Genomic DNA, 25,161 nt, shown 5'->3' on the forward strand with positions numbered 1-25,161 from the left:
TTGCCAAGCCAGCCTGCTGTCCGGCTGGATCGTTGCCCGCCGGCTGCGCTGCGGATTCCACGTCTCTTGAAGCTGTTCCGGACAAAAGTGTCGGGCAGCCGCATTGAAAAATCAATTGATATTGTTAGGGTCCTGCCTGTGAGAAAATCTCACAAAGTAGGAGCCCTTCCATGGCCAAGCGCCTGCCGCCGCTGAATCCCCTGCGCGCCTTCGAAGCCGCGGCGCGGCATGCTTCGCTGACCAAGGCCGCGGGTGAGCTCAACGTCACCCATGGCGCCGTCAGCCACCAGATCAGGGCGCTCGAGCAGTCGCTCGGCGTAAAGCTCTTCGAGCGCAGCGGGCAGCGCGTGAAGCTGACGCCGCATGGCGCCGAATTCCTGCCGGCGGTATCGGCCGCCTTCGACGGCATCGCCGCCGCCACCCAGCGCATGACGCGGCCGGCAAGTGCCGGCGCGCTGTCGATCTCCTGCGTCCCGGCGCTGCTCTTGCTCTGGATGACACCGCGGCTCGGCTCCTTCACGGCGCAATATCCGGACATCCAGCTGACGCTGATCCCGTCCAACGATCCCAAAGACATCCGCGCCGCGGATATCGACGTCTGCGTGCATTATGGCGACGGCAGCTGGACCGATTGCTGGATACGCAAATGGTCCGGGCTGGAGCTCTTCCCTGTGGTCAGCCCGACGCTGATCAACAACCGCCCGATCCGCAGCGTCCGCGACCTCGCCGGCCACGTCTTCCTGCATGGCGACGATGGCCGTGAATGGCACACCTGGCTGGCCGCCGCCGACGCGCTCGATCTGGAACGCGGCCGCCGCCATCGTCTGGGCGATGCGCGCATGGCGACGGAGGCCGCCGTTCACGGCCACGGCGTGGCGCTGGGCGATTCCGTCACCGCGCGCGCCTTGCTCGCCAGGGGCATGCTCGTCGCGCCCTTCAGTTTGTCGGTGCCGGCGGTCGATGATTTTTACGTCGTCTGCCGCAACGAGATGCGCTCGGCGCCGATCGTGCAGCTCTTCATCGACTGGCTGTTCGCCGAGAAGGAGCAGGACGAGGCCCGCGCCGACGCGCCGGTGGCCGGCCGTGTGCTCAGCCGCAGGAAACGTCCGTCCCTCAAGGTCATAGGCGCCAGGACCGCGTCCTGATGGCTGGACTTGCATAGCTGCTTTTTGTCGGGCCAGCTTGCAAAGCAGCAAGCGCGTTCGGAAATACGGTGCTAAGAGGCAGTTGGCTAAAGCAATTCCGTGCAACGGGGTTCCGTCCGGAATCGATCGAACAAGGATTTGAAGCGTGACGCCCCGTTTCCGTGCGTTGTGCTTTATGGATGAGCGAGCATGGCAAAGACCGATATAGCGCGGCGCGTCTACAACCACACCTGGAAGCTCGACCCGATCGTCCGCAGCCTGCTGGATACCGACTTCTACAAGCTTTTGATGCTGCAGATGATCTGGGGCATGTATCCCAAGGTCGATGCCACCTTCACGCTGATCAATCGCACCACTTCGGTGCGGCTGGCCGACGAGATCGACGAGGGCGAGTTGCGTGAGCAGCTCGACCATGCCCGCACCTTGCGCTTTTCTAAGAAGGAGATGATCTGGCTGGGCGGCAACACTTTTTACGGCCGCAAGCAGATCTTCGAGCCGGAATTCCTCGCCTGGCTCGAGGATTTCCGCCTGCCCGAATACGAGTTGTCCAGGCGCGACGGCCAGTTCGAGCTCTCTTTTGCCGGGCCCTGGATGTACACGACGCTCTGGGAAATCCCGGCACTTGCGATTATCAACGAGCTGCGCTCGCGCGCGGCGATGCGCTCTTTCGGCCCGTTCGCGCTCGACGTGCTCTACGCCCGCGCCAAGGCCAAGATGTGGGACAAGACCGAGCGGCTGAAGGCGCTGCCCGGCATCCGCATTTCCGATTTCGGCACGCGCCGCCGCCATTCCTTCCTGTGGCAGCGCTGGTGCGTCGAGGCGCTGAAGGAAGGCATCGGCGATGCCTTCACCGGCACCTCCAACGTGCTTCTGGCCATGGACAACGATCTCGAGGCTTTGGGCACCAACGCGCATGAATTGCCGATGGTCTTCGCCGCACTCGCCAATTCCGAGAAGGAAATCAGAGAGGCGCCTTATAAGGTGCTGCAGGACTGGCAGCGCTACTATGGCGGCAATCTGCTGATCGTGCTGCCCGACGCCTTCGGCACCGATTCCTTCCTGCGCGACGCGCCCGACTGGGTCGCCGACTGGACCGGCTTCCGCCCCGACAGCGCGCCGCCGATCGAAGGCGGCGAGAAGATCATCGACTGGTGGCGCAAGAAGGGCAAGGACCCCAAGCAGAAGCTGCTGATCTTCTCCGACGGCCTGGAGGTCGAGACCATCGAGGAGACCTACAAGCACTTCCGCGGCAAGGTGCGCATGTCCTTCGGCTGGGGCACCAACCTCACCAACGATTTCGAGGGCTGCGCCCCGACCGAAACCGACAGCCTCGATGCGATTTCGCTGGTCTGCAAAGTCACCGAAACCAATGGCAGGCCGGCGGTGAAGCTGTCGGACAACCCCGCCAAGGCGACTGGGGACGAGAAGGAGATCAAGCGGTATCTGAGGATATTTGGCGAGAAGGGACGGGTGGAGCAGCTGGTGAAGGTGTAGAGGGCATCGGCGATGTCCATGCTGGGATCACCACCTGACGCCCATAGTCCTGAAACGTTGAGTTCCCGCCCACCCCCCTCTGTCCTGCCGGACATCTCCCCCGCAAGGGGGGAGATTGGCAGCTTCGGGCGCCCCGTCTCCTTCTGCGATGTCGAAAATTGGCGAAAGCCAAAGCAACATCCGATCTCCCCCCTTGCGGGGGAGATGTCCGGCAGGACAGAGGGGGGTGTGAAGGATCGCGGCGCTGGCGTTATTCTCGCCCTAGCCGTCGCGCTCACCTCGCTCCTTCCAACCTCCGCCTTCGCCCATGCCTCCGACCGCGGCCACGTCCTGCTTCTCCCGACGGGCTACTACATCGCAGGTGGCGCGCTGGCGGTGGCCCTCAGCTTCCTTGTCCTAGCGCTGCTGCCGCCGGCTTCCCTCGATCGCTTCTGGCGCCGACGCCTGCCCCTGTTCACCTTCGGCGACGCTTCACGCACCATTATCAGCTTGATTTCCTTTGCTGGCTTCGCGCTTCTCGTCGTCGCCGGCCTCGTCGGCAGTCGCGACCCGCTCTCCAATCCGCTGCCTCTGGTGATCTGGACCCTCCTCTGGGCCGGCTTGACCCTGCTGCAGGGCGTCTTCGGCGACCTCTGGTCGTGGCTTAACCCGTGGTATGGGCCATGGCGCGTCTTAAGTCGGCTTGTCGGCAGCCGACGGGCCGAAGCCCCGCCGTCGCGCCTGCTCAACTGGCTCGGCTACTGGCCGGCCTTCGCGCTGTTCTTCGCCTTCGCCTGGTTCGAGCTGATCGATCCGGCGCCCGACGATCCGGCCCGCCTGGCTTTTGCCGCCGGCACCTACTGGCTGGCGAGCTTCGTCGCGATGCTCCTCTTCGGCTACGACGATTGGAGCCGGCGCGGCGAATTCCTCACTGTCTTCTTCGCCATGGTTACCCGCTTCGCGCCTGTCGGGCGCCTCGATGGCCGGCTCTCGCTCTGCTGGCCCGGCGCCAAGCTGCTTGCGGCCGCGCCGCTGCCGCTGAGCGGCACGGCTTTCCTCTTGCTGGCGCTGTCTTCGGTGTCCTTCGACGGCCTGTCGAAAACCTTCTTCTGGCTCGGTCTGTTCGGCGTCAATCCGCTGGAATATCCAGGCCGCACCGCGCTGATCGGCGTCGGCAGCTTTGGCCTAGTCCTGACTTTCGTCCTCCTGGCAGCGGTATTCGCGTTGGCCGTCTTTCTTGGACAGCGCCTCGCGGGCGATGCGCAGTCGTTCGCAAAAGCCGCCGGCCTGCTGGTCTGGTCGATCGTGCCGATTGCGCTCGCCTACCACATCGCGCATTACCTCACCGTGCTCTTGGTCGACGGCCAGTATACGCTGGTCGCGCTCTCCGATCCTTTCGGGCTCGGCTGGAACCTGTTCGGCACCGCCGACAGGATGGTCGAGGCCGGCGTTGTCGCCGGCGCCCAGTCGGCCTGGTGGCTGTGGAATATCCAGGCCGGCGTCATCATCGCCGGCCATGTGCTGGCGGTTCTGGTCGCGCACGGCCTTGCCTGGCGCCTCCATCCTCAGCCTTCGCGTGCGGCGCTCAGCCAGCTTCCGCTCACATTTCTGATGATCGCCTACACGATCTTCGGCCTCTGGCTGCTTGCCACCCCGACCGCCGGATGAGACAAGGGCGCGCCTCCGATGCCGTCGGGTAAAGCTCGCTTGCCAGGCCAGGGCTTTGGTGATTTAGTTTGTACACATGCAATTTTCCATCCTTCGCAAGAGGATGGTCTAGCCGCCTTATCGCTGGTCAAAACTGAAAAAACAGGGGAACCGACATGGCTGACAAGAACGGATTTTTCGACCTCTCCAAGACGACGCTGTCGCGCCGCACCGCGCTGAAGGGCATGGCCGCCGGGGCCGGCCTGGCGCTGGCGCCGGGCTTCGTCCGTTACAGCCAGGCGCAAAGCTCGGCGCCGATCAAGATAGGCTTCCAGTCGCACCGCACCGGCATCGGCGCCGCCTATGGCCGCTGGTATGAGAAGACGAGTGCGGCCACCGTCAAGGCGATCAACGATGCCGGCGGCATCGGCGGCCGCAAGGTCGAGCTGGTCATCGAGGACGACGGCACCGATCCGGCGCGCGGCGCCGAGGTGGTCAACAAATTCGCCAAGCAGCACAAGACCGACATCGTCTTCGGCACTTTGTTCTCGCATGTGGTGATCGGCTCGGCGCCCGCCGCCGGCGAAAACAAGATCCCTTATTTCGTCGTCAGCGAAGGTCATCACGTCGCCTCCACGAAGCTCAACCGCTACGTCTTCCAGCCCGGCATCACCGACGTGAAGAGCCAGATCCAGTCGATGGCGCCGTGGATCGCGGCCAACGCCGGCAAGAAGGTGACGCAGATCTTCCCCGATTTCGCCTTCGGCTACGACCACCGCGACTACCTGCCGCCGGCGCTGAAGGCGCAGGGCGCCGACGTGATCGCCCAGATCGCCATCCCGCCGACGGAGAGCTCCTTCACCAAGTACTTCCCGCAGATCCCGGCCGAGACCGAGGTGATCTATCATGTCATGGTCGGCCCTGCCGTGCTTACCTTCGTCAAGGAGCTCGGCGAGTTCTACGGTTCGCAACGGCCGCAGCTCTTCGGCTTCATCGACTCGCTCGAAGCCGTCGACATCAACAGCTCCGGTCTCGAATTCCTCGACGGCAGCCATTTCTGGGAAGGCTCGCCGCGCTATGCGCAGCCTGACGATTCCGCCGCGCAGAAAGCCTACCGCGCCGCGGTCGGCATCGACGACAATGGCGCCGCCGTCGGCGATCCCAAGGACGTCTCCACCGCCGCCCACATGTTCGGCTGCTGGGAAACGCTCTATGTCGTCAAGAAGGCGATGGAAGATGCCGGCTACAAAGGCCCGGAGGACCGCGCCAAGCTGGTCGAGGCGACCGAGGCGCTGAAGGAATTCGCCGAGGGGCCGGAGCATCCACAAGGTCCGAAAACCTTCAACGGCAAGATCCACCAGTGCTTCGGCATCCAGAACATCTCCAAGGTCGAAGGCGGCAAGCTCAAGGTCGTCCACAAGACCAAGATCGAGGACGGTCTCTACGAGCCGGAAGGGGATTATACGAAGCAGGCGCTGTGAGCTTGTCTCATAGCATATGCATTTCGGACCCCATCTCCTCCTCGCCGCGCTCGAAGGCCTCGTCACCTCCGCGGTGCTGGCGCTGACGGCGCTTGGCCTGTCGCTGGTGTTCGGCGTCATGCGCGTCGTCAATGTCGCGCATGGCGAGTTCTTCATGTTGGGCGCGGTGCTCGCCTGGGCGGTCTCGACGGCGATTTCCGGCCACCCGGCGGTCGGCTTCGTCGCCGCGCTGGTGATCGCACCTTTGCTGGTTGGACTGATCGCGCTGATTGCCGAACGCCTGGTGCTGCGCCGGCTGAACTACAATCCCGAAGGTACCATCGTCGCCACCATCGGCATGCTCTATATCATCCAGCAACTGGCTCTGACCTTCTATGGTCCGGAAGCGCGCCCGGTCGAGCCGCCCTTCAGCTACCGCATCCTTTTGCCGTGGTTCGGCTATTCCGGCTACAAGCTCTCGGTGGTCGCCGCCTCCGCCATTCTGCTGGTGATCACCTGGCTGGTGCTGACGCGAACGAAGATCGGCCTGATCATGCGGGCAACCCAATATGACCGGGAGACGGCGCAGGCCTTCGGCATCCCGGTCGAGCGCGTCTATGCCGGTGTCTTCGCCGTCGGCGCCATGCTGGCGGCGATCGCCGCGGTGCTGATCGTGCCGATCAGCCAGGCGCATTACCTGATGGGGCAGGACCCGCTGCTCTTATCCTTCATCGTCGTCATCATCGGCGGCCTGGGGTCACTCCGCGGCACCGTGGTCGCCGCCGTCCTGATCGGCCTCTCCGACGGCATCATCTCGATGTTCTTCTCGCCGACCCTGGCCAAGATCATCGCCACGCTGGTCGTCGCCATGGTGCTGGTGTTCCGCCCGCAAGGCCTGTTTGGGACCACGCGATGAGGGATGCTTCACCGGCAAAGACCTACGCCCTGCATATCGGCGTCATCGCGCTTCTCTTCGTGCTGAACTTCGTCCTGCCGGACTACCACCAGGGCCTGTTCGCCCGCATCATGGCGCTGGCCGTTTTCGCCCTGGGCTACAATCTGCTCTTCGGCTATGTCGGCCTGCTCAGCCTCGGCCATGCCATGTTCTTCTCGGCCGGCCTCTACGGTGCTGGCTTGACAGTCTATCACCTCGGCTGGGGCGTGCCGGAAGCTTTTGTCGCCGGTGTCGCCTGTGGCGCGCTGCTCGCCCTGGTCATCGGCCTGCTGGCGCTGCGCACCTCGGGTGTGGCGTTCATGATCGTCACCATGATGTTCGCCCAGGTTTTCTACCTGCTCATCCTCTATTTCGCCGCCTGGACCGGCGGCGACCAGGGCGTTGTCATCCAGCAGGCATCGCGGGTGATCGCGATCGGCGGCGCATCCTTCGATCTGGCCGATCCGACCGTGCGCTACATGAGCGCCCTGGCGCTTTTCTCGATCATTCTGCTCATCACTTTAGCCGTCGTCCGCTCGCGCTTTGGCCGGGTGCTGGTCGCCATTCGCGAGAATGAGGAGCGCACCAAGATGCTCGGCTACGACACGGTCGCCAACAAGCTCGCCGCGGTCGTCGCCTCCGGCGCCATCTGCGCGGCCTCGGGCGCCGCCTATGCCTTGCTCTTCGGCTATGTCGGCTCGAGCTTCGCTTCCGTGCAATATTCCATCCTGCCGCTGCTCTGGGTGCTGCTCGGGGGTGCCGCGACCACGCTCGGCCCGCTCATCGGTACGCTGTTCATGTACTATGTCACCGACATCACCAGCGGCTTCACCTCCGCCTATCTGCTGATCGTCGGCGTGGCGCTCATCCTGTTGGTGCTGTTCTTCCCAAAAGGCATTCTGGGCAGCATCCGCGAGCGCTGGCTGGGGTGGCTGCCATGACGCCGCTGCTCACCACCAAGGGCCTGTCGCGCCATTTCGGCGGTCTGCGCGCGGTCGACGGTGTCGACTTCGCGCTGATGCCGGGTGAGATCCGCGCCATCATCGGTCCCAACGGCGCCGGCAAGACCACTTTCGTCAGCCTGCTCTCAGGCCGCATCCGGCCGTCCTCCGGTATGGTCGTCTTCGACGGCGCCGACATCACCGCCATGCCGGCTTACAGAAGGGTTCGCCTCGGCGTTGCCTATACATTCCAGATCACCAGCGTCTTCGCCAACCTCACGGCCTTCGACAATGTCGCGCTGCCGGTGCAGCGCACGCTGACCGACGGCCGCACGAAGGGCCAGGTGAGAAGCGGCGTCATGGCTGCGCTGGAGCGCACCGGCCTTGCCGAGCGGGCGGGCACGCTTGCCGGGCAACTCTCCTACGGCCACCAGCGATTGCTGGAAGTGGCGATGGGCCTGGCGCTGAAGCCCCGTCTGCTGATCCTCGACGAGCCCACCCAGGGTCTCGCCGACAGCGAGATCGACAATTTCATCATGCTGGTGCGCGAGATCGCCAGGGACGCCACCGTGCTTTTGATCGAGCACAACATGCCGGTGGTTATGCAGCTTGCCGGCCGCATCACCGTCTTCAATTCGGGAAAGATCCTCGCCGAAGGCACGCCGGGTGAAATCCGCGCCAACGCCGAGGTCCAGGACGCCTATCTCGGAGCAACGCATGGCTGACTCCGTTAGAACCAACGGCGGATTGCTCACCATTTCCGGCCTCGATTGCTTCTACGGCGAGGTGCAGGTGCTCTACGGCCTCGACCTCACGCTGAACAAGGGCGAGGTGCTTTGCCTGTTCGGCCGCAACGGCGCCGGCAAGACGACGACGCTGAAGGCGATCATGGGTCTGGTGTCCGCGGCTGCCGGCTCGATCAGGCTGGACGGCAAGGAACTGACCGGGCTCGCCGCGCATGACGTGCCGAAGGCCGGCGTCGCCTATGTGCCGCAGGGCAGGCGATTGTTCGCCGAGATGACGGTGGCGGAAAACATCGAGATCGGCCTGATGGCGCGCGGCAAGGGCAAGCAAACACGCGAGAGCGTGCTCGATCTCTTCCCGTTGCTCAGGGAGCGGCTGAGGCAACGCTCCGGTACGCTTTCCGGCGGCGAGCAGCAGATGCTGGCGATGGCCCGCGCGCTCTGCCTCGAGCCGCAAGTACTGCTGCTGGACGAGCCGACCGAAGGGCTGATGCCGTCGATGATTGCCAAAATCCGCGAGACGGTGGCGAAGCTGCGCGAACTCGGCGTCTCGACGATCCTGGTCGAGCAGCGCGTGGACGCCGTGCTGTCGGTCGCCGACCGCGTCTCATTCATCGAGAACGGCCGCAACCGCGAGACGGTCGATGTCGAGGCACTGCGCGCCGATCCGTCGGCGGTGCGCAGGTATGTGGGCGTGGGATAATTACCCTCCCCTGTGGGGAGGGTCGCTGCGAAGCAGCAGGGCGCTGGCAGCGCCGACCCCCGCCCGGACCTACGGTCCGACCTCCCCACAAGGGGAAGTAAGGCGCCGTCTCACTCGAAAAACAAAAACCCTGCGATCAAAAACGTCGGGATCAGCACCGCACCCGACCACGCCATATAGCCGAAGAAGCCGGGCATCTTCACGCCGCGATGCCGCGCGATGGCATAGACCATGAAATTCGGCGCATTGCCGATGTAGGTGTTGGCGCCCATGAACACCGCGCCGGCCGAGATCGCCGCGAGCGTCGAGGCGGCCTCCGTCATCAGGTGGCGCGCATCGCCGCCGGCAAGCTCGAAGAACACGAGATAGGTCGGCGCATTGTCGAGGAACGACGACAACGCCCCCGTCAGCCAGAAATAGGCGAGGTCGTTCGGCTGGCCGTCGGCAGACGTGACCAGTGCCACCAGCGGCGCCAGCGCGCCGTCATGGCCGGCCCGCAGGATGGCGATGACCGGCACGATGCAGATGAAGATCCCGGCAAAGAGTTTCGCCACCTCGGCGATTGGCTCCCAGGTGAAGCCGTTCGCCTCGCGGTGGCTCTTGTACGAGACTTGGAGAGACAGCAAGGCAAGCGCCAGGATGAGAGCGTCCCGCACCAGGTTCTGCAGCTCGAGACCGACGCCGAGGATTGGGATGCTGATGCCCGGCTTCCAGCTCGCCGAAAGCAGGATCGCGCCGATCACGCCTGCGAGCAGCGGCAGGTTGGCCAGGCCGCGCAGCCGCACCTTCTTGTCCGGCGTCGGATCCTTGATCTTCGGCATGCCGCCCTCGCGGCGATGCAGCACGATATCCAGCGCCAGGAAGACGATGAGCACCAGCCCGCCGCTGAACAGCGTCTCTCGCCACAGATTCGCGGTCGTCCAGAAGAAATCGACGCCGCGCAGGAAGCCGACGAACAGAGGCGGATCGCCAAGCGGCGTCAGCGAGCCGCCGATGTTGGAGACCAGGAAGATGAAGAAGATCACCACATGCGCGTTGAACGGCCGATTGTCGTTGGCGCGCAGCATCGGCCGGATCAGGATCATCGAGGCGCCGGTGGTGCCGATCACCGAGGCAAGCAGCGCGCCGATGAGCAGCAGGCCGGCATTGGTAAGCGGCGTGCCGTGGATGTTGCCGGCAAGCAGGATGCCGCCCGAGATGGTGTAGAGCGCGAACAAGAGGATGATGAAGGACAGATATTCGGTGAGCAGTGTATGCAGCACCGCTTCGCCTGCGGTCGGAATGCCGAAGGCGACCGCCAGCGGCACGACCGCCAGCGCCGCCCACCCAGTGGCGATCTTGCCGTAATGATGTTCCCAAATATGCGGGAAAAGCAGGGGCCCCGTCGCGATTGACAACAGCAGGCCGGCAAAGGGCAATGCCCACCACAGCGACATCGCGGCGCCCGGCAGCCCGTGGATTTCGGCGGCGAGAGCCTGGACCGGAAGCAGCACTGCGATGGCGGGCGCGGCGAATGAGAAAAGCCCCCTCATCCGGCCGCTCCGCGCTCTCCCTTCTCCCCTTGTGGGAGAAGGTGGATCGGCGCGCAGCGCCGAGACGGATGAGGGGTGCTCCAGCGGAGTGAGACGCTGGCGTCCCCTGGAACACCCCTCGTCCGTCGCCTTCGGCGACACCTTCTCCCGCAAGGGGAGAAGGGGGAACCCGCATCTTGGCTCCGCAAACTGGTGGCCCCTCCCCACCAGGAAGATACGAAAGGAACCGTCGCCTGCCCCACGATCCGGTCAGTCCGCCGAATGGTCTTCGAGCGTGACGCCGGCGTCACGCATGCGCTTCAGCATCGCCTCGACCGAGCCGTTAAGGTCGATGCCGCGGCAGGCGTCGAGCCGCACCGTCGCCTTGAACCCCTGCTTCACCGCGTCGAGCGCCGAGAACGCGACGCAGAAATCGGTGGCGAGGCCGACCAGCGTGATCGTGTCGATGCCGCGTTCCTTGAGATAGCCGGCAAGGCCGGTCGGCGTCTTGTGGTCGTTCTCGAAGAAGGCGGAATAGGAATCGATCGCGGTACGAAATCCCTTGCGAATCACCAGTTCCGCCTTGGTCCAGGCGAGCCCGGAATGGAAGTCGGAACCGAGGCTGCCCTGGATGCAATGATCCGGCCACAGCGTCTGCGGCCCATAGGGCATCTCGATCGTCTCGAAGGCCTGCTTGCCGGGATGGCTGGAGGCGAAGCTCGAATGTCCAGCGGGGTGCCAGTCCTGCGTCAGGATCACATGCTCGGTCCGCCGGATCAGGTCGTTGACCAAAGGCACGATCTCGTCGCCGCCGGCAACCGCCAGCGCGCCGCCGGGGCAAAAATCATTCTGCAGGTCGATGACGATGAGCGCTTCTTCGGCCATGCGGTTCCCTCTCGTTTCAGCTTGGGGTTCCAGTCCAAAAGCCGCTGACGCGACCGGACAGCGAACCTTGACCAGATGGCCGGCGGCGTCAACCTCCGGGGCCATAACAATCGCGTTCAGGTTCTTCGCGGCGCCAACTCCGGCCCAACTCCGGCTTTGACAATTCCGGCCGGCCTGATATCATTTGCATACGAATGAATTTGCCCGGTCCGGAGATCGGCAAGAAGACCCGGGGCAGGCACCTCGGGAGGCCAGGGAAGGCCCAATTGTCTGGAAGGCAGAGCGTGATCCGTTACGCGAAACCCACCACGGTCGAAGAGGCGCTCGCTCTGCTCGGCGAGGATCGTTGGCGCATTCTCGCCGGCGGCACGGATTTCTATCCGGCGCAGGGCGCGAAGCCGTTCCGCGACAACGTCCTCGACATCAACGCTCTCGCCGAACTGCGCGGCATCGCCGAGACGGACGATCATTGGCGGGTTGGCGCCCGCACGACCTGGACCGACATCGTGCGCCAGCCGCTCCCGCCCGCCTTCGACGCGCTGAAGGCGGGCGCGCGCGAGGTTGGCTCGGTCCAGATCCAGAATGTCGCATCAATTGCCGGCAATCTCTGCAATGCCTCGCCGGCAGCGGATGGCGTGCCGGCTCTTTTGGCCCTCGACGCCGATGTCGAATTGCGGTCGCTGAAAGCTGTCCGTCATCTTCCGCTTGGTGAATTCATCCTCGGCAATCGCCGCACGGCGCTGCAGCCGGACGAGATGGTCACCGCCATCCGTGTACCGAAGCGATCCGCTGCCGGCAGCTCGGCTTTCGTCAAGCTCGGCGCCCGGCGTTATCTCGTCATATCGATCGCCATGGCGGCGGCGCGGCTGGTGGTCGAGAACGGCGTGATTGCCGAAGCGGCGATCGCCGTCGGCTCCTGCTCGGCGGTTGCCCGCCGCCTCGCCGGCGTCGAGGCGACCCTGCGCGGGCGTCCGATCGATGAGGCGCTTGTCGATGCGGTGCTGTCGGCGGCGTACGATGAATTGTCGCCGATCGCCGATGTGCGCGGCAGCGCCGAGTACCGAGAGCAGGCGGCGCGCGAGATCGTCGTCCGTGCCGTGCGCGCGGCGGTCGGGCTTAATCAAGGCAAGGTGGCCGCATGAGCATGGTCCAATCCGGCATGGCCCAGTCCGGCATGGCCCAGTCTGGCATGGAACGCGCCGACATCGCCTTCGAGGTCAACGGCACGACTGTCAGCGTATCCGTGCCGCCGGTCAGGCGGTTGTCGCAGGTGTTGCGCGACGAGTTGCGGCTGACCGGCACCAAGGTCGGTTGCGATGCCGGCGATTGCGGCGCCTGCACTGTACTGGTCGATGGCAATCCGGTCTGCGCCTGCGTGATGCCGGCAGCCTCGGTGTCCGGCGCTTCCGTCACCACTGTCGAAGGCTTGGCCAATGGCCGGCTGTCTGCCCTGCAGGCGTCGTTCCTGGAACATGGCGCCGCGCAATGCGGCATCTGCACGCCCGGCTTGCTGGTCGCGGCCACCGCGCTGCTGGACCGCAACCCTATGCCGAGCGAAGCCGAGACGCAGGATGCGCTTGGCGGCGTGCTCTGCCGCTGCACGGGATACCGAAAGATCGTCGCGGCGGTGATGCAGGCCTCGCAGCACATGCACGACCTCGATCTTCGCCTGCCGGAAGTGGGCCGCGCGGTCGGCGCCTCGCCGATCCGCCTCGACGGCGTGCCGAAGGTCACCGGTGACGAGAAGTTCGGCGGCGACTCTTTTCCGGACGATGCACTGTCCGTGCTGGTGGTCCGCTCGCCGCATTATCATGCCCGCTTCAGCTTCGGCGATCTCGACGCCTGGACCAAGGCGCATCCTGGCCTCACCGGCGTCTTCACCGCCGCCGACATTCCGGGAAAGAATTGCTTTGGCGTCATCGGCCCCTTCGCCGACCAGCCGGCGCTGGCCGAGGGTTTTGTCCGCATGCGCGGCGAGGCGGTGGCGCTGGTGGCTGGCGAGCGCGAGGCGATCCTCGATCTCGACCTGACGGATTTTCCGATCACCTGGACCGAGCTGCCGCATGTGCTGCAGCCGCGCGAGGCGAAAGCTGACGGCGCGGCACTGATCCATCCGTACCGGCCAGCCAACTTGCTCACCTCCGGCCATGTCGGGCGCGGCGATCCGGAAGGAGCGTTCGCCAGCGCGGCCGCCACTGTCTCCGGCACCATCGAGACCTCTTTTGTCGAGCACGCCTATATCGAGCCGGAAGCCGGCTACGCCTATATGGACGGCGACACGCTGGTCGTCGTCGCCTGCACTCAGGCACCCTACATGGACCGCGACGACACGGCGAAGGTGCTGGGCCTTCCTGTGGAGAAGGTCCGTATCGTGCCGACCGCCACCGGCGGCGGCTTCGGCTCCAAGCTCGATGTCTCGCTGCAGCCGCTGATCGGCTTAGTGGCGATGAAGACGGGCCGGCCGGCGGCACTTGTCTACACTCGCAACGAATCGATGATGTCGACCACCAAGCGCCATCCCGCTGAGATGAAGGCGACCATCGGCGCCGATGCCGAGGGACGAGTCACCGGCATGGTCTTCGAAGGCGATTTCAACACCGGCGCCTATGCCAGCTGGGGCCCGACCGTCGCCAACCGCGTGCCGGTGCATGCCTCCGGCCCGTACCTCACGCCGAACTACCGGGCGACGGGCTACGCCATCCACACCAATGGCCCGATCGCCGGCGCCTTCCGCGGCTTCGGCGTGCCGCAAGCCACCATCATGCAGGAAACGCTCTATGACGAGCTCGCCGCCAAGCTCGGCATGGATCGTCTCGATTTCCGGCTGAAAAACTGTCTTCGTAACGGATACGAAACGGTCACGGGTCAGCGCCTGGAATCCGGTGTCGGTATCGGCGAATGCCTGGAACAGCTCAAGCCGCACTGGGCGCGTGCGCTGGCGGACGCGGAGACGTTCAATGCCACCCATGCCGCAAGCAAGCGCGGCGTCGGCGTCGCCTCCTGCTGGTATGGCTGCGGCAACACTTCGTTGCCCAATCCGTCCACCATCAAGGTCGGCATCTCGGCCGCGGGTGACGTCGTCCTGCACCAAGGCGCCGTCGATATCGGCCAGGGCTCCAACACGGTCATCGCTCAGATCTGTGCCGACGCGCTCGGCCTGCCGCTGGAAAGATTCCGGTTGAAGAGCGCCGATACCGCAATCACGCCCGACGCCGGCAAGACATCCGCCTCGCGCCAGACCTTTGTCACCGGCAAAGCCGCCGAGAAGGCCGGCCGGGCGCTGCGCGAGAAAATCCTGCGTTTTGCCAATGTCTCCGGTCAGGCGACGATCGCGCTCGACGGCGACAGCATCTCCATCCGCGAGGGCGATGCCGCGCGGCGCATCGATCTTGCTGCGCTGAAGGCCGATGCCGACGGCTTCGTCTTCGTAGCGGAAGAAACTTACGACCCGCCGACGCTGCCGCTTGACGCCAAGGGCCAGGGCAAGCCTTACGCGGTCTACGGCTATGGCGCGCAGATCGCCGAGCTCGAGGTCGATCTCGAGCTCGGGACCGTCAAGCTGATCAAGATCACCGCAGCGCACGATGTCGGCAAGGCGATCAATCCGGTGCTGGTCGAAGGCCAGATCGAGGGCGGCATCGCGCAAGGCATCGGCATGGCGCTGATGGAGGAATACATCCCCGGCCGTACCGAGAACCTGCACGACTATCTCATCCCGACCATCGGCGACGTGCCGCCCGTCGAGCATATTCTCGTCGAGGTTCCGGATCCTGAAGGCCCCTTCGGCGCCAAGGGGCTGGGCGAGCATGTGCTGATCCCGACGGCGCCGGCGATCCTCAACGCCATCCGTCATGCCACCGGCGTCCTGGTTACCAAGGTGCCGGCGACGCCGAGCCGCATCCTGGCGGCGATCCGCGAGAAGGAGGCGCGCCGATGAGCGAGCTTGCCGAACGTTTCGAAACCCACGCTCCCGGCGAGAAGCAGGTGGCGGAAAAGATCCGCTGCGATGCCTGTCCGGTCATGTGCTACATCGCCGACGGCCGCACCGGCGCTTGCGACCGCTACGGCAATGTCGGCGGCCGCATCGTGCGCATGGATTCGCTGACCATCCTCGACCACGCGGCCGAGACCGGCGGCGCGGTCGTGCCGTTCATTGCCGAGGGCGAGGCCTGGAACGGTGAGCTGGTCAACACCGGCCGCCGCTTCGTCACCGCGATCGGCGCCGGCACCACCTATCCGGACTATAAGCCCGCGCCTTTCATCGTCAGCCAGGAAGTCGAAGGCGTCGATCTCGTCACCGTCGTCACCGAAGGCATCTTCTCCTATTGCGGCGTCAAGGTGAAGATCGACACCGACCGCCATATCGGCGACGAGACGGCGACCGTGCGCTCCGAAGGCGAGGCGATCGGCCATGTCACGACCGGCGAATACGGCTCGCAAATGCTGTCGCTTGGCGGCGTCCATCATTTGACCGGCGGTTCCAAGGCGGAAGGCCGCGCCACCTGCGACGCGGTGCTCAACCTCTGCAACCGCAAGCCGGTCGAACTCACCATCGATGGCGGCGCGACGGTCATCGTCGAGGCCGGCAAGGCGCCGGTCATCGACGGCAAGGTCGAGCATCGCATGCGCGTCGGCTGCGGCTCGGCCACCATCGGCATGTTCGCCACGCAATGGCGCGGCCTCGTCGACGAGGTGGTGGTGGTCGACGACCACATCACCGGCGTCGTTTCCGAGCATCAGGCCGGCAAGGTGCTGGGCTGGGAAGATACCGGGATAAAGATCATCGGCCGCCGTTCGACCCCCGGCCGCTATTTCAAGGTGTCCGAGCCCGGCCTCGGCTGGGGCGGCACCACGATTTCCGATCCGCTGTCGATCCTCGGCGACTGGAACGCCAAGAAGGGCGCGCGTCCCGGCTTGTCGTTGCTGATGGTGTCGACCACCGGCGAGCAGTTCGCCTATTACGAGCTGGACGACCAGCTGAAGCCGGTCCAGAAGCCATTTCCCGAGCGGCTGCAAAAGTCCGTCGGCCTGATCGAGGACAATTGCGAGCCGGCGCTGTGCACGGTTCTGTTCATCGGCGGCGCCGGCGGCTCGCTGCGCGCCGGCGTCACCGAAAACCCGGTCAACCTCACCCGCTCGGTGCAAGGCCTGAAGACCTATGTGACGGTGGGCGGCGCGCCGGTCTATGTCTGGCCGGGCGGCGGCATCACGCTGATGGTCGACGTCACCCGCGTGCCGGAAGGCGCCTTCGGCTATGTGCCGACGCCGGCGCTGGTGGCGCCGATCGAGTTCACCATGCGCCGTGACGACTATGTCCGGCTGGGCGGTTACGAGAACGAGATCCGCAGCATCGAGGACATCCTCGCCAAGGGCGGCGAGTATCTCAATCCGCGCAGCAACACCGGCGCGCCGGCCGGCAATCCCTGGCCGCCGTTGGCGCAGTTGCGGCGTTCGGCGGCGAACGGGGCCGGGTGATGAACGGCCCGCAGGCGCATTGGCTTGCCGACGGGAGGCGGCTCCATCTCAACCATGGGCCGATCGACCTTATCGTCGAGGCTTCTGGCGAGCCGGGTGAACGCCGCGCCGCTTACGAACAGGCAGTCGCGCGCTTTCAGACGATCCTGATCGAGGTGGTTGAAGAGCTTCCCGAATTGCGCCTGCCGGCCTTCTTCCTGGCGCCGCGTGACTTCGCGGGTCCGACCGCGCGCCGCATGGAGGCTGCCGTCATGCCGTTGGCAGAATGCTTCATCACGCCGATGGCCGCCGTTGCCGGTTCGGTAGCCGACGAAATTCTCAGCGCAATGCTCGCCGGCCGCCAGCTCGACCGCGCTTACGTCAACAATGGCGGCGACTGCGCTCTCCATCTTGGCATCGGCCAGACGATGACGGTGGCGATCGCCGGCACCGGGAATGGCATGGCCGACCGCGTCGCTATCCGCAGCGAAGACGGCGTGCGCGGCGTCGCCACCAGCGGCTGGCGCGGCCGGTCGTTTTCACTGGGCATAGCCGATGCCGTCACGGTGCTGGCGCCGACGGGCGCAGAGGCCGACGCGGCGGCGACGCTGATTGCTAACGCCGTCGATCTGCCCGGACATCCCGCCATTGCACGCGCCGCGGCGCGCGATCTGGCGCCAGACAGCGATCTCGGCGAGATGCTGGTGACGCAAAGCGTCGGCCCGCTTGACGCCGCCGAGATTGCGCGCGCGCTGGACAACGGCCTTGCCGTCGCCGAAGATTTTCGCCGGCGCGGCCTGGTCGCCGCATCGGCTTTGTTTCTGGCGGGCGAGGCCCGCATCAGTGGCTCGGTGACGCTCGCTGCGCCCAACGAGCATGCACAGGAGGAATTTGCCGATGCCTGAGTTTCCGATCCGCAAGGTTGCGGTCCTGACCGAGGAGATTTTTCACGACGGTGGCCCCGTGGCGAAAGAACCCCGCCTGCGCGCGGCGGCTCTTGCCGTGGTCAAGAACCCTTTCGCCGGGCGCTATGTCGAGGATTTGCAGGGCGCGATGGAGGACCTGAAACCGCTCGGGCTTCTGCTCTCGGACAGGCTGATCGCGGCGCTCGGCGGCGACGTGAAGAAGATCGACGGCTACGGCAAGGGCGCCATCGTCGGCACGGCAGGGGAGCTGGAGCACGGCGCGCTGTGGCATGTGCCGGGGGGCTACGCCATGCGCGAGCGTCTGGGCGACGCCAAGGCGATCGTGCCCTCGGCCAAGAAGGTCGGCGCCTTCGGGTCAAGGCTCGATGTGCCGCTCGGCCACATCAACGCCGCCTATGTGCGCAGCCATTTCGACGCCATGGAGGTCGGCATCAGCGACGGCCCGCGTCCGGACGAGATCCTGTTCTGCCTCGCCATGACCTGCGGTCCGCGCATCCACAACCGCATGGGTGGCCTGGCGGCAGAGGACATCAAGGCATGGGACGGCCTCAGATGAGCGGCGAGGACAATCTGCTGCGGCTGGTCGAGGCCGAGGACGGTGACGAGAACGACTACCACCTGCAGGACCAGGTCGGCTTCATCCTGCGCAAGGCGCATCAGCGCCATGTCTCGATCTTCGCCTCGCATATCGGCGACCTGACGCCGCCGCAATTCGCCGCTTTGGCCAAGCTTTACGATATCGGCGAAACCTCGCAGAACCAGCTCGGAACGCTGATCGCCATGGACGCCGCAACCGTGAAGGGCGTCATCGACCGGCTGAAGGCGCGCGGGCTGGTCGAAGTCTCCAAGCACGAGGTCGACAAGAGGCGGCTGCTGGTCAATCTGACGTCCGAGGGCCGCGAGGCGATCGAGCGGCTGATCCCGCTCGCCCGCGCCATCACCGAGGAGACGCTGGCGCCGCTGACCGCCAAGGAGACCGCGACGTTCCTGCGGCTGCTGGCGAAGCTGGCGTGAAAGGTTGCTTTCGACGCTGGAGGGACAGCACCCCCCTCTGGCCTGCCGGCCATCTCCCCCGCAAGGGGGGAGATTAGCAGTTCGGACGCTCGCGCTCGTCCTGCAGCGTTGGCGATTGGCGAAAGCGAAGGTGACGGCTGATCTCCCCCCTTGCGGGGGAGATGCCCGGCAGGGCAGAGGGGGGTGGCGGGAACTCGAGCTGGGCATTTAGCCTATGCCAGGCCCGTCCGCCTACAAGTCCACCCCGAACATCTCCCTGGCCTGCTCCGGCGTATAGTAGCCAAGCCTGACATCCTCGGCGACCAGCTTCGGGTCGCGCTCGCGCGGATCGCCGTAACCGCCGCCGCCGGGCGTGCCGACACGCACGCGATCCCCGGCTTTGAGCGCGATGTCCTGTTCTTTGGAAAGATGCGGCGGTACATGCGCTTCGCCGCCCCGGAACACCGTCACGCTGTTCGGCGCGCCGTCCTTGCCGCCGAGCGCGCCCTGCGGCCCGAAACGGCCGTGATCCATGACGAAGGACGCTCGGGCTTCACCGCGCAATATCTCGACCTCATAGGCGAGCCCGAAGCCGCCACGATGTTTTCCCGCGCCGCCGGAGCCTTCGCGCAGCGCGTAATGCCGGTAGAGCACCGGAAAAGCCTGCTCCATGATCTCGACCGGCGGCGATTTCGAAATGCCGATGGTCGAACAGCCATTGCTCAAGCCGTCGTGGCTGGCATTGCCGCCATAACCGCCACCCGAGATCTGGTACATGACATAGTCGCGCCCGCGCGCCGGATCATTGCCGCCGAGCGCGAAATTGCCGCTGGAGCCGGCGGGCGCCGCCGTCACCTTTTCCGGCAGCGCCTGCACCATGGCCGCGAACACCGCTTCGGCGATGCGCTGCGAAACCTCCGCCGCGCAGCCCGACACCGGGCGCGGATATCTGGCGTCTAGGAAGGTGCCTTCCGGCCGCTTGACGTTCAGCGGCTCGAAAGCGCCGGCGCTGATCGGCACTTCTGGAAAAATATGCCGCATGGCCAGATAGACCGATGATAAGGTCGTGGCCAGCACGCTGTTCATCGGTCCGGCGCAGGGTTTCGATGAGCCGGCAAAGTCGAAGGTCAGCGTGTCGCCTTGCTTCTCGACGGCGAGATTGATGGTCAGCGGCTCATTCACCACGCCGTCGGAATCGACAAAGGCCTGCGAGCGGTAGATCCCGTCAGGGATCACGGCGATCGAGGCGCGCATCTGCTCGGCGGCGCGGCGGCGCAGTTCCGCGATCGCCTCGACAACCGTTTCGTCACTGTAACGATCCAAGATCTCATTGAGCCTGTCCTGACCGATCAGCAGCGCGGCGGCCTGCGCGCGGATATCGCCGATGCGTTGGTCAGCGACCCGGATGTTGGAACAGATGATGGCGTAGATTTCCGGATCGAGCGCGCCCTTCTTGAACAGTTTCACCGGCGGCAGGCGCAGGCCTTCCTGTTCGACCGCCGTGGCCGAAGCGGAGAAGCCGCCCGGCACCGAGCCGCCTATATCCGGCCAGTGGCCGGTGTTGGAAAGCCAGCAGAAGATCTTGCCGCCGCGATAGACGGGCATGACGAAGCGCACATCCATCAGATGCGTGCCGCCGAGATAGGGATCGTTGACGATGTAGATGTCGCCGGGCTCCGGCGGCAGGCATCGTCCGTCGGCGATCATCTCAATCACCGTCTTTGTCGAATATTGCATGACGCCGACGAAGACCGGCAGGCCCTGGCTGCCTTGCGCGATCAGCGAGCCGTCGACGGCCGAATAGATGCCGTCCGAGCGGTCATTGGCTTCCGCGATGACCGGCGAGAAGGCCGCGCGTGAGAAGGTCAGGTCCATCTCGTCGCAGACCTGCTGCAGCGCCGCCTGCAGCACCGAAAGGGTGATCGTGTCGAGCTTTGCCATCTTAGGCCTCGCCGATGTCGATAATGATGTTGCCGTCCTCATCCGAGCGCGCCCGGTCGCCTGGTTCGAGCACGGTCGTGGCATCCATCTGCTCGAGGATCGCCGGCCCGACAATTGTTGCGTCGAGCGGCAGCTTTTCGCGCGCATAAACCGGCGTGTCGTGCCAGCGCCCGCTGTACCAGACCGGCCGGATTTCGCGCCGCGCCTCCTCGAGCGTGGCGGCACGTCCTGCGGGGTCGATCAGCCGCGACAGGTCGATCTGCGGCCGCACGCCGGTGACTGAGGTGTTGAGGTTGACGAGGTTGGCGCGGATCTCCGGCAACTCGACCTTGAAGCGGGCGAAATAGGCTTTTTCGAACAGAAGCTGCAGTGTTTCTCGTGAAACCGACGAGGAGGGCAGCGGCACGTTGATGATGTGCGTCTGGCCGACGAACTGCATGTCGGCCGAATGGGTGACGCGGATCACCTCGGGTTTAACCGCTTCCTTGCCGATCAGCGCCTCGCCTTCGTTACGATGCCGTTCCAACACCTCGCGAAGCGCAGCTTCGTCGAGGCCGCCGACCGGCTGGTTGATTGTGTTGACGAAGTCATGCCTGAGATCGGCGACGACACAGCCGAGCGCGTTGGTGATGCCCGGGCGCGCCGGCACCAGCACCCGGGGCAGGCCGAGCTCGCGGGCGAGCGCCGTCGCATGCAGCGGCCCGGCGCCGCCGAAGGCGAACAGCGCGAAATCGCGCGGATCGTGGCCGCGCGAGACCGACACCATGCGGATCGCGCCCGCCATCTTCATATTGCCGAGCCTCAGCACAGCACCCGCCGCTTCGACACCGGAGAGGCCTGTGCGCTTGCCGATCTTCTCCTCGAAAATGCCGGTGACGCGCTCGACGGTAACCGGATTGTCGACCGCCAGCAATTTCTTCGGCGCCAAGCGGCCGAGCACCAGATTGGCGTCGGTGATGGTCGGCTCGATGCCGCCCCGCCCGTAGCAGATCGGGCCTGGGTTGGCGCCCGCGCTTTCCGGGCCGATCTGGATCAGCCCGGCCGCATCGACGCGCGCGATCGAGCCGCCGCCGGCGCCGACGGTGTGCACCGCCACCATCGGCACATGGATCGGCATCGCATATTCGATCTCGATCTCGTTCGACACGGCAGGCTCGGCGTTGCGGATCAGCGCCACGTCGGTCGAGGTGCCGCCCATGTCGTAGGTGACGAGGTTGCCGAAGCCGGCGCGCTTTCCCGTATAGGCAGCGGCAATCACGCCCGAAGCCGGGCCGGACATCACGGTCTTGGCCGATTCCTGCGTGACGAAGCGGGCCGAGATCATGCCGCCATTGCCGTTCATGATCAGGAAGTCGCGGGCGTAGCCCTTCGCCGCCAGCTCCTTGCGCAGCCGTTCGACATAGCGCTCCAGGATCGGCTGAACCGAGGCATTGACCGCCGCCGTCACGCCGCGTTCGAACTCGCGCGCTTCCGAAAGCAGCGCATGGCCGGTGGTGATGTGGCCGTTCGGCCAGAGCTCCGCCGCGATCTCGGCGGCGCGCCGCTCATGCGACGGGTTGGCGTAGGAGTGCAGGAAATGGATGACCAGCGACTCGCAGCCGGCGTCGAGGAGCTTCTTCACCGCATCGCGCATCTCGGCTTCGTCGAGTTGAATGCGCACGGCGCCCGACGCCTCGACCCGCTCCGACACTTCGAGCCGAAGGTCGCGAGGAATGACGGGGACAAAAGTGCCCGTCATGCCATAGGCCTGCGGCCTCGTGCGGCGCCCAAGCTCGATCACGTCGCGAAATCCGCGTGTGGTGATCATGCCGGTCCGCGCCAGCCGCCGTTCCAGCACGGCGTTGGTCGTGGTCGTCGTGCCATGCACGATGAGGTCGATGCCGTCGATCGGAAAGCCGGTGGCGCCAAGCGCTGCGACCACGCCGAAGGCCTGGTTTTCCACCGTGGTCGGGGTCTTGGCGATATGGACCTTTCCACCCGCCTTGCCGTCGATCAAAAGCAGATCGGTGAAAGTCCCGCCGACATCGATGCCAGCCACGACGCTTCCCGCCGACGCCGAAAATTTCTCATTCATTGCCGAAACCCGAAATGCCAGGACTACGGATATGCCTCGGTTTGGAAAGGCGTTTTACGTCGCCATCTTGACCTCAAGATCATTTGTATACTAATAAGTTTCGGACACAAGAGCTTACCGCTTGTCAATGTGCAGCGAGCACGCCGGGACCTGACCGTTCGGGCGCGCAGGAGAAAGTTTGGCGCCCAGTGCGTTCCATCTGGGCCGGAAAGTTGGGTTGGAATGAACACGACATCCGCGTTGAACGTCGCCGGCGCGAGGCCGCTGCAGTTCCCGATCCCGGCCAATGTCTATGCCGAGACCGTGGTGTCGGTGAAGCATTACACCGACCGGCTGTTCTCCTTCCGCATCACCCGGCCGCAGTCGCTGCGCTTCCGCTCCGGCGAGTTCGTCATGATCGGCCTGCCCAATGCCGAGAAGCCGATCTTCCGCGCCTATTCGGTCGCCAGCCCCGCCTGGGATGATGAACTCGAATTCTTCTCGATCAAGGTGCCGGACGGTCCGCTGACCTCCGAGCTGCAGAAGATTGAGGTCGGCGACACCGTCATCATGCGCCAGAAGTCGACCGGCACGCTGGTGCTCGACGCGCTGACGCCCGCCAAGCGCGTGATCATGATCTCGACCGGCACCGGCATCGCGCCCTTCGCCAGCCTGCTGCGCGACCCTGACACCTACGAGAAGTTCGACGAGGTCATCCTCACCCACACCTGCCGCGACAATGCCGAGCTCACCTATGGCCAGGAACTGGTGGCCGGGCTCGAGAGTGACCCGCTGATCGGCGAGCTGACCGGCGGCCGCGTCACGCTCTACAATTCGACGACCCGCGAGGAATCGGCGCGCATGGGCCGTATCACCGCTCTGATCGGCTCGGGCAAGTTCTATTCGGACCTCGGCATCGACAAGCTCAATCCCGAGACGGACCGCATCATGATATGCGGCTCGATGCACATGCTGAAGGACGTCAAGGAACTTGCCGAAAGCCTCGGCTTCCAGGAAGGCTCCTTGAGCCATCCGGCCAGCTTCGTCGTCGAGCGCGCCTTCGTCGGCTGAGGCGCGCCGCCGTTCTGTTTTGACCATGTGGTCAAAAATCAGCTGCTTTCGCAGCCTTTTTCCGCTATGACCCTTTGAAGGACTCGTGATGCGCTGCTTCACGGGCTATCTTCGGCTGAGGTCGCTGAATGAAAGGGCAGGAGATGAGCACGATCCGCGAGGCCGGCGCAGGCGCAGGCGCGTCCAAGGTGATGCCGCTGCCGGCGCGCGCCGCCGCCAATACGCCAGTGCCGCTGGAACATGGCATTGCCCGCAACCCCGGCATGAAGCTCGATCTCGGCTTCCTGGAATCGGTGCGCGCCGTCAACCGCTCGGCGCTGGAGCGCCGCGTCGCGACGCTCACCAAGCGGCGCTCGATCAAGGCCGACAATCAGGCCGCCTGGCTGTTGCGCGCCATTGCCTGCATGGATCTCACCACGCTGAACTCCAACGACACGGACGAGCGCGTGCGCCGGCTTTGCGCCAAGGCGATCAACCCGCTGCGCCGCGATATCATCGAGGGCCTCGGCATATCAGGCGAAACCATCCGGCCGGCGGCGGTCTGCGTCTATCATCCCTTCGTGGCCACGGCAGTCGACGCCGTGCGCGGCACCGGCATCCGTGTCGCCGCCGTCTCGACCGCCTTCCCGCATGGCCTTGCGCCGCTCTCGACCCGCCTGCAGGAGATCGAGGCCTCGGTGAAGGACGGCGCCGACGAGATCGACGTCGTCATTCCGCGCGGACTGGTCTACGGCGCCAAATGGCGCGAGCTGTTCAACGAGATCGTCGCCATGCGCGCGGCTTGCGGCGATGCGCATCTCAAGGTCATTCTCGGCACCGGCGATCTCGCCACTTTGCGCAACGTCATGCTCGCCTCGATGGTGGCGATGATGGCGGGCGCCGATTTCATAAAAACCTCGACCGGCAAGGAAAGCGTCAACGCCACACTTCCCGTCGGCCTTGCCATGGTGCGCGCCATCCGCGCCTATTTCGAGGAGACCGGCTATCTCATCGGCTTCAAGCCGGCCGGCGGCATTTCCACCGCCAAGGTTTCTCTCGATTGGCTGGTGCTGATGAAGGAAGAGCTCGGCCGTCCCTGGCTCGAGCCGGACCTGTTCCGCATCGGCGCGTCCAGCCTGCTCACCGACATCGAACGCCAGCTCGAACATCATTTGACCGGCCACTATTCGGCCAACCACCGCCATGCGATGGCGTGAGCTTCGACCTCCCGCTTGTGGGGAGGTCGCCGGCGCAGGGTGGTGATCGTAAAAACCAGATCAGCCAGTCCAATGAACGAAACCA

At 65.2% G+C, this 25,161-nt stretch carries 20 protein-coding genes; 16 read left to right on the forward strand and 4 right to left on the reverse strand.

Features of this window, described 5'->3' with window-relative positions:
- Positions 1-170: 170 nt before the first annotated feature.
- The 8 genes from gcvA to LB528_RS02380 all read left to right on the forward strand — a co-directional run bounded on the left by gcvA (position 171) and on the right by LB528_RS02380 (position 9,046).
- Positions 171-1,145 carry a transcriptional regulator GcvA gene (gcvA, locus tag LB528_RS02340; protein WP_224713690.1) on the forward strand — a complete coding sequence of 325 codons (975 nt, stop codon included), beginning with the start codon at positions 171-173 and terminating at the stop codon, positions 1,143-1,145.
- Positions 1,146-1,334: 189 nt separating this feature from the next.
- Positions 1,335-2,639 (forward strand): nicotinate phosphoribosyltransferase, encoded by a 1,305-nt coding sequence (gene pncB / locus LB528_RS02345; protein ID WP_224713691.1) that lies wholly within the window; start codon positions 1,335-1,337, stop codon positions 2,637-2,639.
- Positions 2,640-2,843: 204 nt separating this feature from the next.
- Positions 2,844-4,286 carry a hypothetical protein gene (locus LB528_RS02355; RefSeq protein ID WP_224713692.1) on the forward strand — a complete coding sequence of 481 codons (1,443 nt, stop codon included), beginning with the start codon at positions 2,844-2,846 and terminating at the stop codon, positions 4,284-4,286.
- Positions 4,287-4,441: 155 nt separating this feature from the next.
- Positions 4,442-5,746, forward strand: coding sequence for an ABC transporter substrate-binding protein (locus LB528_RS02360; RefSeq protein ID WP_224713693.1), 1,305 nt, complete (start codon positions 4,442-4,444; stop codon positions 5,744-5,746).
- 16 nt (positions 5,747-5,762) lie between these two features.
- Positions 5,763-6,641, forward strand: coding sequence for a branched-chain amino acid ABC transporter permease (locus LB528_RS02365; RefSeq protein ID WP_224713694.1), 879 nt, complete (start codon positions 5,763-5,765; stop codon positions 6,639-6,641).
- Positions 6,638-7,600: a branched-chain amino acid ABC transporter permease gene (locus LB528_RS02370; protein ID WP_224713695.1), complete on the forward strand. Its 963-nt coding sequence runs from the start codon at positions 6,638-6,640 to the stop codon at positions 7,598-7,600. Before LB528_RS02365 ends, LB528_RS02370 begins: the two co-directional genes overlap by 4 nt.
- On the forward strand, positions 7,597-8,325 hold the full coding sequence (locus LB528_RS02375) for an ABC transporter ATP-binding protein (RefSeq protein WP_224713696.1): 729 nt from the start codon (positions 7,597-7,599) through the stop codon (positions 8,323-8,325). The genes LB528_RS02370 and LB528_RS02375 overlap by 4 nt, the downstream gene beginning before the upstream one ends.
- The gene (locus LB528_RS02380) at positions 8,318-9,046 is read left to right on the forward strand and encodes an ABC transporter ATP-binding protein (RefSeq protein WP_224713697.1); all 729 of its coding nucleotides are present in this window, start codon (positions 8,318-8,320) and stop codon (positions 9,044-9,046) included. Before LB528_RS02375 ends, LB528_RS02380 begins: the two co-directional genes overlap by 8 nt.
- A 110-nt stretch (positions 9,047-9,156) precedes the next feature.
- On the opposite strand, the gene LB528_RS02385 is transcribed toward LB528_RS02380, so the two are convergent.
- Both LB528_RS02385 and pncA read right to left on the reverse strand, forming a co-directional pair.
- Entirely contained in the window at positions 9,157-10,578 is a 1,422-nt protein-coding gene (locus LB528_RS02385) for a sodium:proton antiporter (protein WP_224713698.1), read from the reverse strand.
- Positions 10,579-10,827: 249 nt separating this feature from the next.
- The gene (gene pncA / locus LB528_RS02390) at positions 10,828-11,442 is read right to left on the reverse strand and encodes a bifunctional nicotinamidase/pyrazinamidase (RefSeq protein ID WP_224515090.1); all 615 of its coding nucleotides are present in this window, start codon (positions 11,440-11,442) and stop codon (positions 10,828-10,830) included.
- Positions 11,443-11,726: 284 nt separating this feature from the next.
- Here pncA and LB528_RS02395 point away from each other — a divergent pair, with 284 nt between their 5' ends.
- From LB528_RS02395 to LB528_RS02420, 6 genes are read left to right on the forward strand one after another with little or no spacing between them, the layout of a single operon-like run.
- Complete coding sequence (locus LB528_RS02395) at positions 11,727-12,584, forward strand: FAD binding domain-containing protein (protein WP_224713699.1); 858 nt, start codon at positions 11,727-11,729, stop codon at positions 12,582-12,584.
- Positions 12,585-12,631: 47 nt separating this feature from the next.
- Entirely contained in the window at positions 12,632-15,379 is a 2,748-nt protein-coding gene (locus LB528_RS02400; RefSeq protein WP_411962089.1) for a molybdopterin-dependent oxidoreductase, read from the forward strand.
- Positions 15,376-16,917, forward strand: a complete 1,542-nt coding sequence (locus LB528_RS02405; RefSeq protein ID WP_224713701.1) for a 6-hydroxynicotinate reductase — start codon at positions 15,376-15,378, stop codon at positions 16,915-16,917. The genes LB528_RS02400 and LB528_RS02405 overlap by 4 nt, the downstream gene beginning before the upstream one ends.
- Positions 16,917-17,801, forward strand: a complete 885-nt coding sequence (locus tag LB528_RS02410) for a UPF0280 family protein (RefSeq protein WP_224713702.1) — start codon at positions 16,917-16,919, stop codon at positions 17,799-17,801. Before LB528_RS02405 ends, LB528_RS02410 begins: the two co-directional genes overlap by 1 nt.
- Positions 17,794-18,378, forward strand: a complete 585-nt coding sequence (locus LB528_RS02415; RefSeq protein WP_224515100.1) for an amino acid synthesis family protein — start codon at positions 17,794-17,796, stop codon at positions 18,376-18,378. The genes LB528_RS02410 and LB528_RS02415 overlap by 8 nt, the downstream gene beginning before the upstream one ends.
- Entirely contained in the window at positions 18,375-18,836 is a 462-nt protein-coding gene (locus LB528_RS02420; RefSeq protein ID WP_224515124.1) for a MarR family winged helix-turn-helix transcriptional regulator, read from the forward strand. Before LB528_RS02415 ends, LB528_RS02420 begins: the two co-directional genes overlap by 4 nt.
- A gap of 231 nt (positions 18,837-19,067) precedes the next feature.
- On the opposite strand, the gene LB528_RS02425 is transcribed toward LB528_RS02420, so the two are convergent.
- A complete protein-coding gene (locus LB528_RS02425) occupies positions 19,068-20,756 on the reverse strand; it encodes a hydantoinase B/oxoprolinase family protein (RefSeq protein ID WP_224515102.1) in 1,689 nt (562 codons plus the stop codon).
- A gap of 1 nt (position 20,757) precedes the next feature.
- Positions 20,758-22,830: a hydantoinase/oxoprolinase family protein gene (locus LB528_RS02430; protein WP_224515104.1), complete on the reverse strand. Its 2,073-nt coding sequence runs from the start codon at positions 22,828-22,830 to the stop codon at positions 20,758-20,760.
- Between the two features lie 222 nt (positions 22,831-23,052).
- Between LB528_RS02430 and LB528_RS02435 the strand changes: the two genes are divergently transcribed.
- Complete coding sequence (locus LB528_RS02435) at positions 23,053-23,880, forward strand: ferredoxin--NADP reductase (RefSeq protein WP_224713703.1); 828 nt, start codon at positions 23,053-23,055, stop codon at positions 23,878-23,880.
- 143 nt (positions 23,881-24,023) lie between these two features.
- Complete coding sequence (gene deoC / locus LB528_RS02440) at positions 24,024-25,076, forward strand: deoxyribose-phosphate aldolase (protein WP_224713704.1); 1,053 nt, start codon at positions 24,024-24,026, stop codon at positions 25,074-25,076.
- Positions 25,077-25,161 lie beyond the last annotated feature (85 nt).

Source organism: Mesorhizobium sp. CA4, from assembly GCF_020165075.1.
Taxonomy (GTDB): Bacteria; Pseudomonadota; Alphaproteobacteria; order Rhizobiales; family Rhizobiaceae; genus Mesorhizobium.

Bases quoted from the DNA above. Each gene is read 5' to 3' on its own strand.
- LB528_RS02420 (WP_224515124.1), top strand. From the start codon at position 18,375: ATGAGCGGCGAGGACAATCTGCTGCGGCTGGTCGAGGCCGAGGACGGT.
- LB528_RS02375 (WP_224713696.1), top strand. From the start codon at position 7,597: ATGACGCCGCTGCTCACCACCAAGGGCCTGTCGCGCCATTTCGGCGGT.
- pncB (WP_224713691.1), top strand. From the start codon at position 1,335: ATGGCAAAGACCGATATAGCGCGGCGCGTCTACAACCACACCTGGAAG.
- LB528_RS02370 (WP_224713695.1), top strand. From the start codon at position 6,638: ATGAGGGATGCTTCACCGGCAAAGACCTACGCCCTGCATATCGGCGTC.
- gcvA (WP_224713690.1), top strand. From the start codon at position 171: ATGGCCAAGCGCCTGCCGCCGCTGAATCCCCTGCGCGCCTTCGAAGCC.
- LB528_RS02435 (WP_224713703.1), top strand. From the start codon at position 23,053: ATGAACACGACATCCGCGTTGAACGTCGCCGGCGCGAGGCCGCTGCAG.
- LB528_RS02415 (WP_224515100.1), top strand. From the start codon at position 17,794: ATGCCTGAGTTTCCGATCCGCAAGGTTGCGGTCCTGACCGAGGAGATT.
- deoC (WP_224713704.1), top strand. From the start codon at position 24,024: ATGAGCACGATCCGCGAGGCCGGCGCAGGCGCAGGCGCGTCCAAGGTG.
- LB528_RS02400 (WP_411962089.1), top strand. From the start codon at position 12,632: ATGGAACGCGCCGACATCGCCTTCGAGGTCAACGGCACGACTGTCAGC.
- LB528_RS02355 (WP_224713692.1), top strand. From the start codon at position 2,844: ATGTCCGGCAGGACAGAGGGGGGTGTGAAGGATCGCGGCGCTGGCGTT.
- pncA (WP_224515090.1), bottom strand. From the start codon at position 11,442: ATGGCCGAAGAAGCGCTCATCGTCATCGACCTGCAGAATGATTTTTGC.
- LB528_RS02430 (WP_224515104.1), bottom strand. From the start codon at position 22,830: ATGAATGAGAAATTTTCGGCGTCGGCGGGAAGCGTCGTGGCTGGCATC.
- LB528_RS02385 (WP_224713698.1), bottom strand. From the start codon at position 10,578: ATGAGGGGGCTTTTCTCATTCGCCGCGCCCGCCATCGCAGTGCTGCTT.
- LB528_RS02410 (WP_224713702.1), top strand. From the start codon at position 16,917: ATGAACGGCCCGCAGGCGCATTGGCTTGCCGACGGGAGGCGGCTCCAT.
- LB528_RS02360 (WP_224713693.1), top strand. From the start codon at position 4,442: ATGGCTGACAAGAACGGATTTTTCGACCTCTCCAAGACGACGCTGTCG.
- LB528_RS02365 (WP_224713694.1), top strand. From the start codon at position 5,763: ATGCATTTCGGACCCCATCTCCTCCTCGCCGCGCTCGAAGGCCTCGTC.
- LB528_RS02380 (WP_224713697.1), top strand. From the start codon at position 8,318: ATGGCTGACTCCGTTAGAACCAACGGCGGATTGCTCACCATTTCCGGC.
- LB528_RS02425 (WP_224515102.1), bottom strand. From the start codon at position 20,756: ATGGCAAAGCTCGACACGATCACCCTTTCGGTGCTGCAGGCGGCGCTG.
- LB528_RS02405 (WP_224713701.1), top strand. From the start codon at position 15,376: ATGAGCGAGCTTGCCGAACGTTTCGAAACCCACGCTCCCGGCGAGAAG.